This window comes from Paraplanobispora siamensis (assembly GCF_016863175.1).
Lineage (GTDB): Bacteria > Actinomycetota > Actinomycetes > Streptosporangiales > Streptosporangiaceae > Planobispora > Planobispora siamensis.
Window position 1 is genome coordinate 227,175 of record NZ_BOOJ01000008.1, and the last position, 17,236, is coordinate 244,410.

Annotated in this window: 14 protein-coding genes; 9 read left to right on the plus strand and 5 right to left on the minus strand. The window is 71.8% G+C overall.

Annotation, left to right across the window (positions count from 1 at the left end):
- Positions 1–6: 6 nt before the first annotated feature.
- Entirely contained in the window at positions 7–1,389 is a 1,383-nt protein-coding gene (locus tag Psi01_RS03920; RefSeq protein ID WP_204062525.1) for a DUF4331 domain-containing protein, read from the minus strand.
- A 275-nt stretch (positions 1,390–1,664) separates the two neighbouring features.
- On the opposite strand from Psi01_RS03920, the gene Psi01_RS03925 reads away from it, so the two are divergent.
- The 5 genes from Psi01_RS03925 to Psi01_RS03945 all read left to right on the plus strand — a co-directional run bounded on the left by Psi01_RS03925 (position 1,665) and on the right by Psi01_RS03945 (position 8,186).
- Positions 1,665–1,913 carry an acyl carrier protein gene (locus Psi01_RS03925; protein WP_204062526.1) on the plus strand — a complete coding sequence of 83 codons (249 nt, stop codon included), beginning with the start codon at positions 1,665–1,667 and terminating at the stop codon, positions 1,911–1,913.
- A 5-nt stretch (positions 1,914–1,918) separates the two neighbouring features.
- Positions 1,919–3,172, plus strand: coding sequence for a beta-ketoacyl-[acyl-carrier-protein] synthase family protein (locus Psi01_RS03930; protein ID WP_204062527.1), 1,254 nt, complete (start codon positions 1,919–1,921; stop codon positions 3,170–3,172).
- A 320-nt stretch (positions 3,173–3,492) separates the two neighbouring features.
- Entirely contained in the window at positions 3,493–5,271 is a 1,779-nt protein-coding gene (locus Psi01_RS03935) for an ABC transporter ATP-binding protein (RefSeq protein WP_239127040.1), read from the plus strand.
- 323 nt (positions 5,272–5,594) lie between these two features.
- Positions 5,595–7,250: a urocanate hydratase gene (gene hutU, locus Psi01_RS03940; protein ID WP_204062529.1), complete on the plus strand. Its 1,656-nt coding sequence runs from the start codon at positions 5,595–5,597 to the stop codon at positions 7,248–7,250.
- A gap of 120 nt (positions 7,251–7,370) precedes the next feature.
- Positions 7,371–8,186 carry a MurR/RpiR family transcriptional regulator gene (locus Psi01_RS03945; protein WP_239127042.1) on the plus strand — a complete coding sequence of 272 codons (816 nt, stop codon included), beginning with the start codon at positions 7,371–7,373 and terminating at the stop codon, positions 8,184–8,186.
- 164 nt (positions 8,187–8,350) lie between these two features.
- On the opposite strand, the gene Psi01_RS03950 is transcribed toward Psi01_RS03945, so the two are convergent.
- The 4 genes from Psi01_RS03950 to Psi01_RS03965 form a co-directional block, all read right to left on the minus strand.
- Entirely contained in the window at positions 8,351–9,757 is a 1,407-nt protein-coding gene (locus Psi01_RS03950) for an FG-GAP and VCBS repeat-containing protein (protein ID WP_204062531.1), read from the minus strand.
- Positions 9,758–10,074: 317 nt separating this feature from the next.
- Complete coding sequence (locus Psi01_RS03955; RefSeq protein ID WP_204062532.1) at positions 10,075–10,824, minus strand: ABC transporter permease; 750 nt, start codon at positions 10,822–10,824, stop codon at positions 10,075–10,077.
- Positions 10,825–10,851: 27 nt separating this feature from the next.
- Positions 10,852–11,841 carry an ATP-binding cassette domain-containing protein gene (locus Psi01_RS03960; protein WP_204062533.1) on the minus strand — a complete coding sequence of 330 codons (990 nt, stop codon included), beginning with the start codon at positions 11,839–11,841 and terminating at the stop codon, positions 10,852–10,854.
- A 71-nt stretch (positions 11,842–11,912) separates the two neighbouring features.
- Positions 11,913–12,443 carry a PadR family transcriptional regulator gene (locus tag Psi01_RS03965; RefSeq protein WP_204062534.1) on the minus strand — a complete coding sequence of 177 codons (531 nt, stop codon included), beginning with the start codon at positions 12,441–12,443 and terminating at the stop codon, positions 11,913–11,915.
- 106 nt (positions 12,444–12,549) lie between these two features.
- Between Psi01_RS03965 and Psi01_RS03970 the strand changes: the two genes are divergently transcribed.
- The 4 genes from Psi01_RS03970 (at position 12,550) to hutI (ending at position 17,072) form a co-directional block, all read left to right on the plus strand.
- Positions 12,550–13,236, plus strand: a complete 687-nt coding sequence (locus Psi01_RS03970; protein ID WP_204062535.1) for an SDR family oxidoreductase — start codon at positions 12,550–12,552, stop codon at positions 13,234–13,236.
- Between the two features lie 64 nt (positions 13,237–13,300).
- Positions 13,301–14,557 (plus strand): allantoate amidohydrolase, encoded by a 1,257-nt coding sequence (locus Psi01_RS03975; RefSeq protein ID WP_204062570.1) that lies wholly within the window; start codon positions 13,301–13,303, stop codon positions 14,555–14,557.
- On the plus strand, positions 14,545–15,897 hold the full coding sequence (locus Psi01_RS03980) for a formimidoylglutamate deiminase (protein WP_204062536.1): 1,353 nt from the start codon (positions 14,545–14,547) through the stop codon (positions 15,895–15,897). The genes Psi01_RS03975 and Psi01_RS03980 overlap by 13 nt, the downstream gene beginning before the upstream one ends.
- Positions 15,894–17,072 (plus strand): imidazolonepropionase, encoded by a 1,179-nt coding sequence (gene hutI / locus Psi01_RS03985; protein ID WP_204062537.1) that lies wholly within the window; start codon positions 15,894–15,896, stop codon positions 17,070–17,072. Before Psi01_RS03980 ends, hutI begins: the two co-directional genes overlap by 4 nt.
- Positions 17,073–17,236 lie beyond the last annotated feature (164 nt).

Consider the following 17,236-nt stretch of genomic DNA (forward strand, 5'->3'; position numbering starts at 1 on the left):
GGGGGATCAGTTCTGGTTCACGGCCTTGTTGCTGGGGAGCGGGATGTAGGGGAACGTCTTGCCGGTCGGCTTGTCGTTGGCGTCCACCTTGTCGCCCGCGGCCAGCGCGTCGACGAGCTTGCCGCTCTGGGCGGCACCGGCCACCACCTGCAGCGAGATGTCGACCGTGTCATCGACGAAGCGACGGCCGTTGGGGTAGCCCTGCGGGTCGCCACCGATCACGCCGAGGCGGTTGGGGTCCTTGCTGGGCGCGATGGACATGTTCAGCCGCAGCATCTCCGAGGGGCGCAGCTTGACCGCGTCCTTGTTGAGGGTCTGCGAGTTGAGGTCCGTCTTGATCGGGCCGTTGTCCTTCGCGATGCCGGTCAGGAAGATCTCGACCAGGTCGTTGCGCGGGGTCGCCGGCGCCTTGATCCCGTAGATGGCCTCCAGCAGGCGGGCCAGCTCGGGGTCGGTGACGCGGTTGACGACCGCCGGGATGCCGGCGTCCTTGTCAGGGCTGATCGAGTTGAAGGTGTCCTTCAGCCCGGCCGGCATCACGAGCTCGTTGACCAGCGGCTGTCCCAGCCGGGAGACCTGGACGAAGCCGTCGGCCCCCTTCTTGTCCACGGTGGACCACACGCCGATGACCGGGTTGTCCTTCGAGTTGCCCTTCAGCGCGACCTCGTCCTTGGGCAGCTGGAGCGCCAGCGTGTTGACGTTGTAGCCCTTGAGGGTGTCCTGGCCGACCTCGGACAGGTCACCGCCGTACAGCAGGTCGAAGACCCGCAGGTCGAGGAAGAACGACTCGTCCGACTGCCCGGCGTAGGTCTTGCCGTCGCCCGGCAGGGTGGTGATGGCCTGCGAGCGCAGGGCGCCGTAGTCGGGGATCGAGGCGGCGCCGACGTTGCTCGGCGCCACGATCCCGTTGGACACCAGCGTCTTGGTGCCCTGCGGAGTGATCTTGAGCAACGTGTAGCGCTGCCTGAACAGCAGGTTCTCGTCGTTCAGCGAGGTGACGGGGCCGTTGTTGTAGAGGAATGTGGCGTTTCCACGCTTGTCCTCATTGCGGAACCGCCACTGGTAGGTGATGTCGGGCTTCGCGTCGCCGTTACTGTCGATCTTGATGTTGTAACGGGAATTGACGTCGAACGAGTAGAAGTTCGGTCCGCCGTTCGGCTCCTGGAACGGGATGAAATTAGCGAGGAGCGTTACGGTGTCTGTTTTGTCGGGGCTGACGAACGCGTAGACGTCGGTGTTGTCGTTGCGCGGGTCACCTGAGATCATCGGGGCCTCGCGGTGCGAGGACGCCGTGCCGGTCGCGGGGCTGAGCAGGGCGAACGAGGAGGCGATCAACGCTCCGGACACGCCCAGTCCCAGCAGGGCGCGCCGGTTGATCCGGAGCTCCATGTCGTAGGTCCTTTCGGCTGCCGGTCGCGGACGCGACCGGCCTCGGGATGGGGAGAGCAAGGATCCGGCCGGGTTCCTCGACGGGTTGTTCGTCGCAGGGGCGCCATCGGATTGCCGCAATTTCCCGGCCGTGAAAACCATCCGCAAATGAGTGGGAGGCGCGGGAATTCCGCCTCCCAGGGTCTAGACAGAACATGTGTCTAGAGGGCATAGTCCGGGGTCTGCATGGGCGCGAGCGGATCGAATCCCGTCAAATCCCGTCAAAAGGTGGGCGAATGACAAGCCTTGACTCAGCCACGTCCGTCGTCAGGTCGGCGATCGCCGAGGTGCTCAGTGTGCCGAGCGACCAGGTGAAACCCAGTGCCACCATCGCCGACCACCAGATCGACAGCCTCGAGTGGGTGGAGATCGCGGTCATCATCGAGGAGCAACTGGGCGTCCAGCTCGAACCGGCCGACTTCGCCGGCGCGCGGACCGTGGCCGACATGGCCGGCATCCTGCACGCCGCGATGGCGGCCCGGTGACCGGGATGAGGGGCGAGGAGGGCCCGGCGGGCGGGCAGAAGGGCGTGCGCGTCGTCGTCACCGGGATCGGGGTCAAGAGCCCGGCGGGCAACACCGCCGGGGAGGTCCTGTCCACGGTGCTGGCCGGCAAGTCGACGGCCACCGCGATCCCCGGCCTGGCCGGCGGTCCCGTGCCCATCGGATGCCCGCTGGCCCCCTTCGAGCCGCTCGACTACTTCACCGGCCGTGAACTGCGCACCCTCGACCGGACCGCGCAGATCGGCCTGGCCGCCGCGATCGACGCCGTCGCCGACGCGGGCGAGCCGTCCCCTGAGGACTGCGGCGTCTACGTCGGCACCGGCGGGGGCGGGTTCGCCACGCTGGAGAACCTGATCGTGGGGCACGCCCTCGGCAGGGAGAAGGTGCCGGTGCACGCCGTACCGGCGCTGATGTCCAGCTCCACGGCCGCGCGCATCGCCATCCGGTACGGCTACCGCGGGCCGTGCCTGACCTTCAACACGGCCTGCGCGAGCGGGGCCACCGCGATCGGCGAGGCGCTGCGCGCGATCCGTTCGGGCACGGTCGGCTCGGCCGTGGCCGGCGGCCTGGACGCGCTGCTGTCCCCGCTGGTCATGGAGGCCTTCGCCAAGGTGGGCGCGCTCTCGGAACGGCTGGACGCGCCCGCGGAGGCCTCGCGCCCCTTCGACGAGAAGCGTGACGGCTTCGTCATGGGCGAGGGCGCGGCCTTCCTCGTCCTGGAGCGCTCCGATCTGGCCGAGGCGCGCGGCGCCCGCGTCTACGGGGAGGTGAGCGGCTACGCGGCCAACTGCGACGCCAACCACATCGTCGCGCCGCTGCGGGACGGCTCCGTCGCGGCCGACTGCATGCGCGCGGCGCTGGCCGACGCCGGGCTGTCGCCGGAGGACGTCGGCCACGTCAACGCGCACGGCACCTCCACCCCGCACAACGACGACGCCGAGGCGCTCGCCCTGCGCGACCTCTTCGGCGGGGCCTCCGGCGGGCGCACGCCCCCGGTGACCTCCACCAAGGGCGTCAGCGGCCACCTGGTCGGCGGGGCGGGGGCGTTCGAGGCGGTGGTGGGCCTGCTCTCGGCCCGGGAGGGTCTGGTCCCGCCGACGGCCAACTTCACCTCGGGCCCGGCCACGGAGATGATCGACCTCGTCCACGGGGCGCCGCGCCGGATCCCGGCGGGTCCGGTGCTGTCCAACTCCTTCGGCTTCGGCGGCAGCAACGCCTGCCTGATCCTGACCCCCGCCTAGCCCTCTCTCTGTTCCTTCTCTGTCCGCTCCTTCACGGCTGCGCCCCCGAAGCGCCGGCCGCCGCACCCCTCCGCGCGCGGTCCGGCGCTTCTCGCCGTTCCCCCTCCCGCCGCATCGCCGCCCCTCGGCGCCATCCCCCTCGCCGGAGTGTAAGTCAACGTAAGTTGACACGATCATGAAGTCAACTTATGTTGACAAGGTCGACTTTGGTCTACGAAAACGGGCGAAACGCTCGGGGAGAAGGCATGAGCGGTAGACAGGAAGAGCGGCGGCCGGGGGCCGGTCGCGTTCGTCCGGAGGGGCAACCGGAAGGGAAGAGAGTGACCGCGACCGCATCTGAACACGTACCCGGCCAGGGTCCGGCAGCCGGACCCGGGGGCAGGGCATCGTGGAGCCTGCTGTTCGACTACGTCAGGCCGTACTGGCGCGTCCTGCTGGCCGGCGGGGCCCTCAGCCTGATCAGCTCACTGGCCGGGCTGGCGATGCCGCTGCTGGCCAAGTCGGTGGTCGACGCGTTCGGCCGGGACCAGTCCCTGGCCGGGCCGGTGCTCGCGCTGACGGCCGCCGTGGTGCTGGGCGCGGGCATCGGGGCGCTGGGCCGGTACATCCTGGAGCGCATGGGCGAGGGCATCGTGTTCTCGGCCCGGCGGAGCCTGGTGGGACGCATGATGAGGTTGCGCGTCTCCGAGGTGGACCGGCTCAAGCCGGGCGACCTGCTCTCCCGGGTGACCTCCGACACCACCCTGCTCCGCGCGGTGTTCACCGACGGGATCGTCGAGTCGGTCAGCTCGCTGTTCATGCTGGTGGGCGCGATCGTGATGATGGCGATCATGGACGGGGTCCTGCTCCTGGTCACCCTGGCGGTCCTCGTCGTGGTCGGCGGGCTCGTGGGCCTGGTCATGCCGCGCATCCAGCGGGCCTCGCTCAAGGCGCAGGAGGCGGTGGGCGAGATGGGCGCGGTGCTCGACCGGGTGCTGCAGGCCTTCCGCACGGTCAAGGCCAGCGGCGCCGAGGAGCGGGAGATCGCGTCGGTGGGCGCCGCGGCGCGCGAGGCCCGGGACCGGGGCGTCGCCGTCGCCTGGTTGTCCTCCATCGTGGGCATCTCCGCCTGGGTCTCCGCGCAGCTCGCCTTCGTGGCCGTGCTCGGCGTCGGCGGGGCGCGGGTCGCCTCCGGCGCGATGGAGGTCTCCGCGCTGATCGCCTTCCTGCTCTACCTGTTCTTCCTCGTCGCGCCGGTCGGCCAGCTGGTCTCGGGGTTCACCCAGGTGCAGGGCGGCCTGGCGGCGGTCAAGCGGATCCGGGAGATCGAGGACCTCCCGGCCGAGGAGACCGCCGGGCCGGTCCCCGCGCCCGGCACGGCCCCCGCGGGGGTGACGTTCGAGTCCGTGGGCTTCCGCTACGGCGACGACCGGCCCATGGTCCACCACGACGTCTCCTTCGCCGTCCCGGCCGGCGGCATGACCGCGCTCGTCGGCCCGTCCGGGGCGGGCAAGTCGACGGTGTTCGCGCTGCTGGAGCGCTTCTACGAGCAGCAGAGCGGGACGATCACGTTCGACGGGCGCGACATCCGGCACTGGCCGCTGGCCGAGCTGCGCGCCGCCGTCGGCTACGTCGAGCAGGACGCGCCCGTGCTGGACGGCTCGCTCCGGGAGAACCTCCTGTTCGCCGCGCCCGACGTGCCCGAGGAGGAGGTGCGCCGGGTGCTCGCGCTGACCCGCCTGGAGGACCTGGTCGCCCGCCTCCCCGAGGGGCTGGACACCAAGGTCGGCCACCGCGGGGTCCTGCTGTCGGGCGGGGAGCGCCAGCGCGTCGCCATCGCCAGGGCGCTGCTGCGCCGGCCCCGGCTGCTCCTGCTGGACGAGGCCACCTCCCAGCTCGACGCGGTCAACGAGCTGCGGCTGCGCGAGGTCATCGCGGAGGTGGCCAGGGAGACGACCGTGCTGGTGATCGCGCACAGGCTGTCCACGGTGACCGGCGCCGACCGGATCGTGGTGATGGAGGCGGGCCGGGTCAGGGCCGTGGGCACCCACGACGAGCTCCTCGACGGCGACGACCTCTACCGCGAGCTCGCCGCCACCCAGTTCCTCCTGCCGACATAGACGCCGTGCGACCGTCCGCTCCGTAGACTCCTGGCAAATTCCTGGGGCCGTTACGGGGCGGTTCGGGCAAGACGGTCCGGCGGCCCGGTTGACCGTGGGGGAAACCGGGAACCCCCGCTCTGCGAAGCCTCTCCTTCGCGCCGGAGCGCCCGTGGCGCGCTCACCGGTCCACCGCCGGTCCCGTTCGTGCGGAGCGCGGCCGGGACGGGGACCGCAGGAGGGGCATCCCGGCGACCGTTCCGGGATGCCCCCTCCCGGGTTGACCTGTGGCCTCCGAGTGACAAATATGAATGCGTTCATTCAGGACGATGGGGAGGCCATTCATGACCGGCAGCCGGACCGTCCGCGCGCCGCGCGGCACCACGCTCACCGCCAAGGGCTGGCCGCAGGAGGCCGCGCTCCGCATGATCCAGAACAACCTGGACCCCGAGGTGGCCGAGCATCCGGAGCAACTCGTCGTCTACGGGGGTTCGGGCAGGGCGGCCCGAGACTGGCGCTCGTTCGACGCGATCACCCGCACGCTGACGACCCTGGAGGGCGACGAGACGCTGCTGGTGCAGTCCGGCCGCCCGGTCGGCGTCTTCCGCACCCACGAGTGGGCGCCCCGCGTGCTCATCGCCAACTCCAACCTGGTCCCCGACTGGGCGGACTGGGAGGAGTTCCGCCGCCTGGAGGCCGCCGGCCTGACCATGTACGGGCAGATGACCGCGGGCTCGTGGATCTACATCGGCACCCAGGGCATCCTCCAGGGCACCTACGAGACCTTCGCCGCCGTGGCCGCCAAGCGTTTCGGCGGCTCGCTCTCCGGCACGATCACGCTGACCGCCGGGCTCGGCGGCATGGGCGGCGCCCAGCCGCTGGCCGTGACCATGAACGGCGGCGTGGCGATCTGCGTCGACTGCGACCCGCGCAGCATCGAACGGCGCATCGAGCACCGCTACCTCGACGTGCGGGCCGCCGACCTCGACGAGGCGCTGCGCCTGGCCTACGAGGCGCGCGACGCCCGCCGCCCGCTGAGCATCGGGGTCGAGGCCAACGCGGCCGAGGCGGTGCCCGAGCTGCTGCGCCGCGGTGCCGAGATCGACATCGTCACCGACCAGACCTCGGCCCACGACCCGCTGATGTACCTGCCGCTGGGCGTCTCCTTCGCAGACATGGCCGCCGAGCGCGACAAGGACCCGGCCGGGTTCACCGCGAAGGCGCGCGAGTCCATGGCCAGGCACGTGGAGGCGATGGTCGGCTTCCAGGACGCCGGCGCCGAGGTCTTCGACTACGGCAACTCGATCCGGGGCGAGGCCAAGCTCGCCGGATACGCCCGAGCGTTCGACTTCCCCGGCTTCGTGCCCGCCTACATCCGCCCGCTGTTCTGCGAGGGCAAGGGCCCCTTCCGCTGGGCCGCGCTGTCGGGCGACCCCGCCGACATCGCCGCCACCGACCGGGCCATCCTGGAGCTGTTCCCCGACAACGAGCCGCTGGCCCGGTGGATCCGGATGGCCGGGGAGAGGGTCCACTTCCAGGGCCTGCCCGCCCGCATCTGCTGGCTCGGGTACGGCGAGCGCCACCTGGCCGGCGAGCGGTTCAACGACATGGTCGCCTCCGGGGAGATCCAGGCGCCGGTGGTCATCGGCCGCGACCACCTCGACTGCGGCTCCGTCGCGAGCCCGTACCGCGAGACCGAGGGCATGCTCGACGGCTCCGACGCCATCGCCGACTGGCCGCTGCTGAACGCGATGCTCAACGTGGCCTCCGGCGCCGCCTGGGTCTCCATCCACCACGGCGGCGGGGTCGGCATCGGCCGGTCCATCCACGCCGGGCAGGTGACCGTGGCCGACGGCACCGCGCTGGCCGCCGAGAAGCTCAACCGGGTCCTGACCAACGACCCCGGCACCGGCGTGATCCGCCACGTCGACGCCGGATACGACGAGGCCGTCGCCGTCGCCGAGGAGCGTGAGGTCCGCGTCCCGATGCGCGAATCCTGACCTGCCGCGCTCCGATAAGTGAGATGGGGGACCGCCGAGGTCGGCGCTTGGGTACGGTGAGGCATCCTCCGCCTCCCCCGGCGGGGAATGATCACGGGCGGCGGATCGGTTGGAGGGGACGTGGGCGACGGACTCGACCGGCTTCTGGAAGGTCGCCGGCTCTCGCCGGTGCAGCGGCGGATCGCGCGTTACCTGGACGACCACCTCGACGAGGCGATCTTCCTGTCGAGTGTGGAGCTGGCCGAGCGGGCCGGGGTGAGCCAGCCGTCGGTGACCAGGTTCGCGATGGTCCTGGGCTTCGCCGGATACCCGGAGCTGCGCCAGGCGCTGCGGCCCCTGGTCGTCGGCGGCCAGGACCCGTCGCGGGCCAACGACCTGCAGACCGCGATCGACGTGGAGATCGGCAACCTCCGGGCGGTGCGGGAGGGGCTGGCCGACGCCTCGGGCGTCACGGAGCTGGGCGCCGCGCTGGCCGCCTGCGAGCCGCTGCCGGTGCTGGGCCTGCGGGTCTCCAGCGGGCTGGCCACGACCTTCGCCTACTACGCCCGCCGGATCCACCCGGACGTGCGGCTGCTGACCCACGGCGGCTCCGAGCTGGCCGACGGCCTGCACGCCGCCCGCCGGGCCGGAGCCGGCTGGCTGCTCGCGGTGGTCCTGCCCCGCTATCCGGCCGAGGCCGTGCAGGCCCTCAAGGACGCCCAGGGGCTGGGCCTGCGCACCGCGGTGATCACCGACCGGCGGGACGTGCCGTTCGACGCGGACGTGGTCCTGGACGCCCCGGTCGGCGAGCGGCTGGTGTTCGACTCGCACGCGGCGCCGCTCGCCCTGGCCATGGTGCTGGTGGAGGCCATGGCGGACGCGGCGCCGCTGCGCACGCAGGCCCGGCTGGAGGAGTACGAGCGGATGACCGACCAGGCGGGCGTCTTCACCTGCTGAGCGGGTGCTGAGGCCCTGCATCGGAACGCCCCGGCGAAAAGGGCTCCCGGTGAGCTTCCCGCTCTCTCCCGGAGAGCCGCCGTCCTGACCGGACGCCGGTTTCGGCGATCGATCACGGGATTCAAGCGGGACTCGTTCGCCGGAGCGGCATCACCGGGGTGGCGTCATTGGGGCAGGGATGCGGCGAAGCGGGCGCCGGGCTCGACGGCTCCGACGTCTTGCGGGTGGACGACCTGGGCGGTGGGGAAGGCGCCGGTGGCCGTGCCCGGCAGCACCGTCAGCATGCCGCGCCCGGTGTTCTTGCCCGGTGCGCCGACCAGCAGCTCGCCCTTGCCGTCGCCGGTGACATCCAGGATGGAGACCGCCTCGCCGAAACGGTCGCCGGCTGCGGATTGTTCGGGCACCGGGTCGGCGGCCGGGTCGGCGTTGTCACCGTCTTGGCTGATGAGCCGCACGCCGGCGGGCTGCGGCCCGGATTTCGAGCCGGGCACCAGGGCGACCAGACCGGCCTGGTCGTGGCCGGAGACGGGGGTCGCCGGAGCGCCGATGGCGATCTCGGCGGCGCCGTCGCCGTTGACATCGCCCACAGCCACCTTCATCCAGTCGCTTGGCAGGCCAGCCAGCCAGGACAGATTCCGTGCGGTGTAGCCGGGATAAGCCATGCCGGCGCCGTAGCGGGAGCCGTAGAAGACGTTGACGGTGCCGGTGCTGGGCGTGACCATGACCACGTCGTCGTAGCCGTCACCGTTGACGTTGCCGATGGCCAGCTTGGAGTCCCGCTTGGGGCAGGCCTGGGCGGTGGGAGCAGTCGAGCCGCAGGCGGCCGGTGAGCCCATCACGTACGGCGTGGCCGAGGGGTTGCGGATGTCACCGATGTACCACAGGTAGTACTCGTCGCCGCCCAGGTTGGCGACGGTCACCATCTCCAGCAGATCATCACCGTTGAGCAGGCCAGTAGCTGCGGAGGAGACATAGGGCTGCCGGCCGGACACGAATTCGGCCTGCTCGTGGGGCCCACCGTTGTACCAGCCGCCGAGGCGGGCGTTGTAGCCGCTCTTCCAGGCGGCAACGATGTCGATCTTGGGGTCGCTGTCGGCCCGGCCGGCCTTCAACCCGTCCAGGTAGGGTGCGGTTGCGATGAGGTGCCGCGCCACGATGCCTTCCGATTTCCAGGTGTGGATCTGGACGTCGTGGTGGCCGGTGGAGATCAGATCCTGGCGGCCGTCGCCGTCGAGGTCGGCGGCGCTCAGTTCGTTGCCCCACTGCTCGCAGTACAGCACTCCGCCCCAGCGGGTGGTGCCGGTGTTGCACTGCGGCGCGGGCCGGAAGTTCTCATGTCCACCGAGCCCGTTCGGGCCGCCGTACAGCACCGTCACCAGTCCGGAATTGGCGCTGCCTTGAGCGCCGGGATAGGACGGGCTGCCCACGGCCAGGTCGTTGTAGCCGTCGCCGTTGAAATCGGTGTTCTTGACCGAAGGAGCCGCCTGCGCGCCGGCCGGGGCGGCGGCCGGAAGGGTCAGGGCCGTGCTCAGCGCGAGGACGAGCGCCGCCCGGGTGGCTGTCATGTGCATGCTCGCATGATCGCGGCGGCCTCTTGTGATCGACTTGCGGCTGACCGCAGACGCTGATCAGCGACATCCCCGGCGGCGGTGAGCCGGTCATCGATCCTGGCCTGCAGTGCGGTCGCGAAGGGTGTCGAGGTCGTTGGTCGCATCTCGATCCTCGGCACCCTTCGCCGCTTCCGCTCCGGCGTGGCGGTCAGCCTCGTCTGTCGGCACGCACCGCCGTACCGCTCTCCTGTTCAGGACTTGCTTGCGTCCAGGGTGTGTCTCTTGGATCTTTGCCGTCCGGGCGACCGCAGTGGGCAAGAGGATTCGAGAAACACGCCCTAGCCCGCCAGTTTGCGCAGGGAGCGGACCGACCAGGTCAGGGCGAGCACGCCCAGGACCAGGAAGATGCCGAAGGCGATCGGGATGTCACTGTCGGAGAAGTCGCCGGCGAACAGGGCGCGGCCCGCCTCGACGGCGTAGTAGAGCGGGTTGAACTTGGCCACCGTCTGCATCCAGTCGGGGGCGAGCGACATCGGCAGCATCAGGCCGGACAGCAGCATCAGCGGGAGCAGGAAGAACTGCACGATCTGCGACATGCCGTTCTCGTCGCGCACCGCCAGCGCCAGGCCGTACGACAGGTTGGCGGCGAACAGGCCGGTCACCGCCATGAGCAGCAACATCAGGCCCATCGCGGCCAGGCTGATCCGCAGGCCCATCAGCGCGGCCACGCCCAGCACCAGGAGTGACTGCAGGACCAGCATGAGCATGTCCTTCACCACCCGGCCGAGAATGATCGCGGGCCGCCAGGCCTGGCTGACCGCGAGCCGCTCCAGCACCCCGTTCCGGGTCTCGTTGATCATGCCGAAACCGGCGAACATCGAACCGAACAGCGCGATCATCACCAGCGCCGCCGGAGTGAACACGATCAGTGCCTCGGTCAGCTCCCCGTTCGGGGTGATGCTGGTCAGCAGCGGGGCGAACAGCAGCAGATACAGGACGGGCTGCATGATGCCGATGATCGGCCATGCCAGGTTGCGGCGCATGACGCCGAGCTCGTAGCCCGTGAACAGCAAGGTGTGTCGAAGCATGGGGGGAGTCCTCGGGAGGGTGTCGGGTCAGGCGGCGTCGCGCAGGGAGCGGCCGGTGTGCTTGAGGAAGACGTCGTCGAGCGTGGCCCGGTCGAGCGAGATGGAGCGGATGGCCAGGTTCTCGGCCTCCAGCGCGCGCAGCAGCGTGGGCAGGCCGTGCTCGCCGTCGTCGAGGTAGGCGCGCAGGGAGTCGCCCTCCACCTGGGTCTCCTTGATGTACGGCTGCGCCGCCAGGACCTTCCGCGCGCCGTCCAGGTCGTCGAGCCGGAGCGTGACGACGTCGCCCGCGAGCTCCTTCTTGAGCTTCTCCGGGGTGCCCTCGGCGACGATCTCGCCGTGGTCGACGATGACCAGCCGGTCGCACAGCGCGTCGGCCTCGTCCAGGTAGTGGGTGGTCAGCAGGACGCTGGTGCCCTGGTCGCGCAGGGCGCGGATCTCGTCCCAGAGGTTGGCCCGGTTCTGCGGGTCGAGGCCGGTGGTGGGCTCGTCCAGGAAGACCAGGGGCGGCCGGTTCACCAGCCCGATGGCCAGCGAGAAGCGCCGCTTCTGGCCGCCGGAGAGGGTCTTGACCGGGCGGTCGGCGATCTCGCTCAGGCTGAAGGCGGCGAACAGCTCCTCCGCGCGGGCCAGGGCCTCCTTCCGGGACATCCCGGCGATCCGGCCCGCCAGGACAAGGCTCTCCCGGCCCGGGGCGTTGTCGTCCACGCCGCCGGCCTGGCCGACGTAGCCGATCTTCTCGCGGACCTTGGCGGCCTCCTTCACCACGTCGAACCCGGCCACTCTGGCCGTGCCCGAGGTGGGGATGGTGAAGGTGGCCAGCATCCGGACCGTGGTGGTCTTGCCGGCGCCGTTCGGGCCGAGGCAGGCGAAGATCTCGCCCTCGTCGACGGCCAGGTCGATGCCCCGGACTGCCTCGACCTCCTCGGTCTTGCCCCTTCCCCGTTTGGCGATGAATGTCTTGCGCAGGTCGTGCGCCTCGATGATCACGTTTTCTCCGTTCGTCGGGATGTCGAGCATGAACCCTCCCGTCGTGGGAGGGGCAACAGGTTTTCGCGGTGCGGCTTCCTCCCGGGAAGGCCGCGGGGCGGCTAGGGCAGCTCGCCGTTCTTGACCCTGCCGACGCTCTCCTCGATCCAGGTGAGCTGGGCCTGGAGCTGGGCGGCGTGCAGGCGCAGGGTCTCGCTGATGTGCCGCGGGGCTCCGTAGGCGCTCTTGGCGGGGATCGCCCGTTCGAGCATCGCCAGGGAGGCCCGCAGCTGCTCCGCCCTGCCCTCCATCGCGGCGGTCAGGTCGGCGGGGGAGAGCCGGTCCATGAAGGTCAGCGCGACCTGGAAGGGGTCCACGATCGGCCGGACCTCCCACCAGTGCCGCATCAGCTGCATCATGAACTCGGCCCGGCCTGCCTCGGTGATCTCGTACACGGTCTTCCCGCCCCTGCCCTCCTCCACGCGGTGCAGCAGGCCCTCGTCGGCCATCTTGGACAGTCCGTGGTAGATCGAGCCGTAGGCCACGTTGGCCCACCCGTCGGCACCCCACGTCTCAAGGCGGCGCCGTACCTCGTAGCCGTGCAGAGGACCGTCGAGCAGCACACCGAGAAGGAGAACACGCGTAGATGACATATGCAAGTTTGTATATAAATTTTAATACGCGGTCAAAACCTCCGCGGGCGCGCCGTCACCGGGGGCCACGGGTGGGAGCGTTCCGTGACCTCGTAGGATTGCCGCCATGTCAGCACGCCCCACCGCCCTGATCACCGGCGCGTCCCGGGGGATCGGGGCCGCCGTCGCGCACGCTCTGGCCCCCACGCACGACCTGCTACTCGGCGGGCGCGACCGCGAGGCCCTGGACAAGATCTGCGCGGAGCTGCCGGGCGCGCGGCCCTGGCCGGTGGAGCTGACCGCCGTCACCCCGGCCGACGTCGCCGGGATCGACCGGCTCGACGTGCTGGTGCACAGCGCCGGGGTGGCGCTCCTGGGCCGCGTCGAGCAGGCGCGGGCGGAGCTGTGGCGGCGCACGATGGAGATCAACGTGATCGCCGTGGCCGAGCTGACCCGGCTGCTGCTGCCCGCCCTGCGCGCCGCGCGCGGCCAGGTCGTGATGATCAACTCCGGCGCCGGGCAGCGGGCCAACCCGAACTGGGTGCCGTACGCCGCCAGCAAGTTCGCCCTGCGCGCCCTGGCCGACGGGCTCCGGCTGGAGGAGCCGGACCTGCGGGTCACCACGCTCTACCCGGGCAGGGTCGACACCGACATGCAGCGCGGGGTCCGCGAGCAGGAGAAGGGCGCCTACGAGCCGGAGCGCTATCTCAGCGCCGACTCGGTGGCCAGGGCCGTCCTGTCGGCGGTGACCGCCTCGCCGGACTCCTACGTCACCGAGATCACCGTCCGCCCCGCCGTGGGGCCGCTCACCTGACGGCCGAGCGCCCCGGCTCGCCAATGAATGACTCCATTCACATAATGGAGGGGTGTTCGACGAGATGTGGGGTGCCATCGAGCACCTCGGACGCGACGGCCGGACCGGGGGCTACCTGCGCGACGCGTGGTCGCCAGCCGACCTGGAACTGCGCGAGTGGTTCCGGCAGGAGGCCGGCAGGCGCGGCCTCGACCTGGAGCACGACCGTAACGGCAACCTGTGGGCCTGGCGGGGCGACCCGTCGGCGGGGGACGGGGTGGTCACCGGCAGCCACCTCGACTCCGTACGGCAGGGCGGCGCCTTCGACGGCCCCCTCGGGATCGTGTCGGCCTTCGCCGCCCTGGACCTGCTCGACGAGCGGGGGGCCGAACTCGCCCGGCCGCTGGGGATCGCCTGTTTCACCGACGAGGAGGGGGCCAGGTTCGGCGTCCCGTGCATGGGCTCCCGGCTGCTCACCGGCGTCCTCGACCCCGACCGGGCCCGCGGCCTGACCGACGACGCCGGCGACAGCCTGGCGGAGGTGCTCCGCCGGGCCGGCCGCGACCCCGGCGCGCTCGGCCGCGACGAGGAGACGCTGCGCCGCGTCGGCGTCTTCGTGGAGCTGCACGTCGAGCAGGGCCGGGGGCTCGTCCACAGCGGCGACCCGGTCGGCGTGGCCAGCGCGATCTGGCCGCACGGGCGCTGGCGGTTCGACTTCCGCGGCCAGGCCAACCACGCGGGCACCACCCGCCTGGAGGACCGTGACGACCCCATGCTGCCCTTCGCCCGCACCGTGCTGCAGGCCCGCGCCCTCGCCGAGCGGGCCGGCGTGGTGGCCACCTTCGGCAGGCTCCACGTCTCGCCGGGCAACGCCAACGCCGTCCCCGGCCTGGTCAGCGCCTGGCTCGACGCCCGCGGCGGGGACGAACGGGCGGTGCGGGCGCTGGTCGGGGAGCTGACCGCCTTCTCCGGGGCGGAGGTGAGCACCGAGTCCTGGACCCCGGCCGTCGAATTCGGCGCCGCCATGCGCGACCGCCTCGCCACCGTGATCGGCGCCGCGCTCGCCCGCCGTACGGCGCCGCCGGAGACCGGGGCGCCCGATCCGGCCGCACCAGTGCCCGAGGCCGCCGCGGCCGACCCCGCCGCACCGGTGCCGGTGCTGCCGACGGGGGCCGGGCACGACGCCGGGATCCTCGCCGCCGCGGGCGTCCCCAGCGCGATGGTGTTCGTGCGCAATCCGACGGGAATCTCTCACTCCCCCGAGGAACATGCGGAAAGATCCGACTGTCACCTCGGAGTCGCCGCCCTCGCCGCAGTCTTGGAGGACCTGTGCCGGAGCTGACCTACTGGTGCGAGCTGGCCTGGCTGCCGCCGGGCGAGGTCGTCGCCGGCGTCCTCGTCGAGATCTCGGGATCGCGGATCACCGCCGTCACGCCCGGGATGGCCGAGCCGCCGGCCGGGGCGACCAGGCTGGCCGGGCTCACCCTCCCCGGCCTCGCCAACGCGCACTCCCACGCCTTCCACCGGGCCCTGCGCGGGGCGGCCCAGACCGGCAAGGGCAGCTTCTGGACCTGGCGCGAGCAGATGTACGGCGTGGCCGGCGCCCTGGACCCCGACTCCTACCTCCGGCTGGCCAGGGCGGCCTTCGCCGAGATGGCGCTGGCCGGGATCACCTGCGTCGGAGAGTTCCACTATCTGCACCACGCACCGGGCGGCACGCCGTACGACGACCCGAACGCCATGGGCCACGCGCTCGTCCAGGCCGCCAGGGAGGCGGGGCTGCGCATCGCGCTGCTGGACACCTGCTATCTGACGGGCGGGGTGCGGGCGCCGCTGAGCGGCGTCCAGCTCCGCTTCGGCGACGGCGACGCCGAACGCTGGGCCGTGCGCGCCGAGGCGCTGGCCGCCGCCTACGCCGGTGAGCCGGACGTCGAGATCGGCGCGGCCATCCACTCGATCCGCGCGGTCCCGCCCGAGCAGATGCCCACGGTCGCCGCGTTCTCCCACCACCACGCCGCCCCGCTGCACGCCCACGTGTCCGAGCAGCGGGACGAGAACTCCTCCTGCGTGGAGCAGTACTCCGCCACGCCCGTCCAGGTGCTGCACGAGCACGGCGCGCTCGGCCCCCGCTCCACGGCCGTGCACGCCACGCACGTGTCCGAGGTGGACATCGCGCTGCTGGGCCAATCCCGCACGCACGTGTGCATGTGCCCCACGACGGAGCGCGACCTGGCCGACGGCATCGGCCCCGCGCGGGCGATGGCCGAGGCGGGTTCGCCGATCACGCTCGGTTCCGACAGCCACGCGGTCGTCGACCTGTTCGAGGAGGCCCGCGCGGTCGAACTGGACGAGCGGCTGGCCACCGAGCGGCGCGGGCACTGGCGGGCCGCCGAGCTGCTCCAGGCCGCCACCGTCACCGGGCACGCCTCGCTGGGCTTCCCCGACGGGGGGATGCTGTGCCCCGGGGCCTGGGCCGACCTGGTCTCCGTCCGGCTGGACTCGGTCCGCACGGCGGGCGTCGGCCCGCCCGCCGAGACCGCGGTGTTCGCCGCGACGGCGGCGGACGTGCACTCAGTGGTCTCCGGCGGCAGGCAGACCGTCGCCGAGGGCCGTCACATCCTGGGCGACGTCGGCGCGATGCTCGCCGAGGCGATCCGCGAGACACGGCGGGTGAGGGCATGACCACTCCGGAGAAGGGGGCCCGGGCGGGGAGCACGTTGTTCGACCGGATCGGCCTGCTGTACACGGGGGATCCCGGCCGCGAGGAGATCGAGCAGGCCGCCCTGGTCGTCGAGGACGGCCGGGTGGCGTGGACCGGCCCGGCCGGGCGGGCCCCGGACGCCGACGAACGCGTGGACGTCGAAGGGCGCTGCGTCATCCCCGGCTTCGTCGACAGCCACGCCCACCTGGTCTTCGCCGGGGACCGCACCGCCGAGTTCACCGCCCGGATGTCGGGAGAGCGCTACACCGCCGGGGGCATCCGCACCACGGTCGCCGCGACCCGGGCCGCCTCCGACGACCTCCTCGCGGAGCGGACGTCCCGGCTGGTCGCCGAGATGCTCGCCCAGGGCACGACCACGGTCGAGATCAAGAGCGGCTACGGCCTGAGCGTCGACGACGAGCGCCGCTGCCTGCGGATCGCGCGGGGGTTCACCGAGGAGACGACCTATCTGGGGGCGCACGTCGTCCCGCCGGACGCCGCCTCCGCCGACGACTACGTCCGCACGGTCACCGGGGAGATGCTCCGGGCCTGCGCGCCGTACGCCAGGTGGGTGGACGTCTTCTGCGAGCGCGGAGCCTTCGACGCCGACCAGACCAGGGAGATCCTGACCGCCGGGATCAAGGCCGGGCTCCGGGCCCGCCTGCACGCCAACCAGCTCGGCCCGGGGCCGGGGGCGGCCATCGCAGCCGAGCTGGGGGCCGCCTCCGCCGACCACTGCACCCACCTGTCCGACGCCGACGTCGAGGCGCTCTCCTCGGCCGGGGTGGTGGCCACCCTGCTGCCCGGCGCCGAGTTCTCCACCCGCTCGCCGTACCCCGACGCCCGCCGCCTGCTGGAGGCCGGGGTGACCGTCGCGCTGGCCACCGACTGCAACCCGGGTTCCTCCTTCACCTCCTCCATGCCGTTCTGCGTGGCGCTGGCGGTGCGGGAGATGGGCATGACGCCGCTGGAGGCGCTCAGGGCCGCCACGATGGGCGGGGCCCGCGCGCTGCGCCGTACGGACGTCGGGACGCTGCGGACGGGGGCCCGGGCCGACCTGGTGGTCCTGGAGGCCCCGTCGTACGTCCACCTGGCCTACCGCCCCGGGGTACCCCTGGTGGCGCAGGTCTGGCAGGGGGGCCGCCGTCAGGCGTGAACCGCCCACGGTGGGTATGCGGATTCGATCGCGGGCCGCGGCATCCTCCTTGAGGAGGAAAGCGAAACCATTCTGTGGGCGTAGTCCTTTAGGGAATCTTTGCCCTGGACCGCACGTTGATTGAGCAAGCGGCGTGTCCGTTCGCGCGGGGCGTGGAGCGAGCG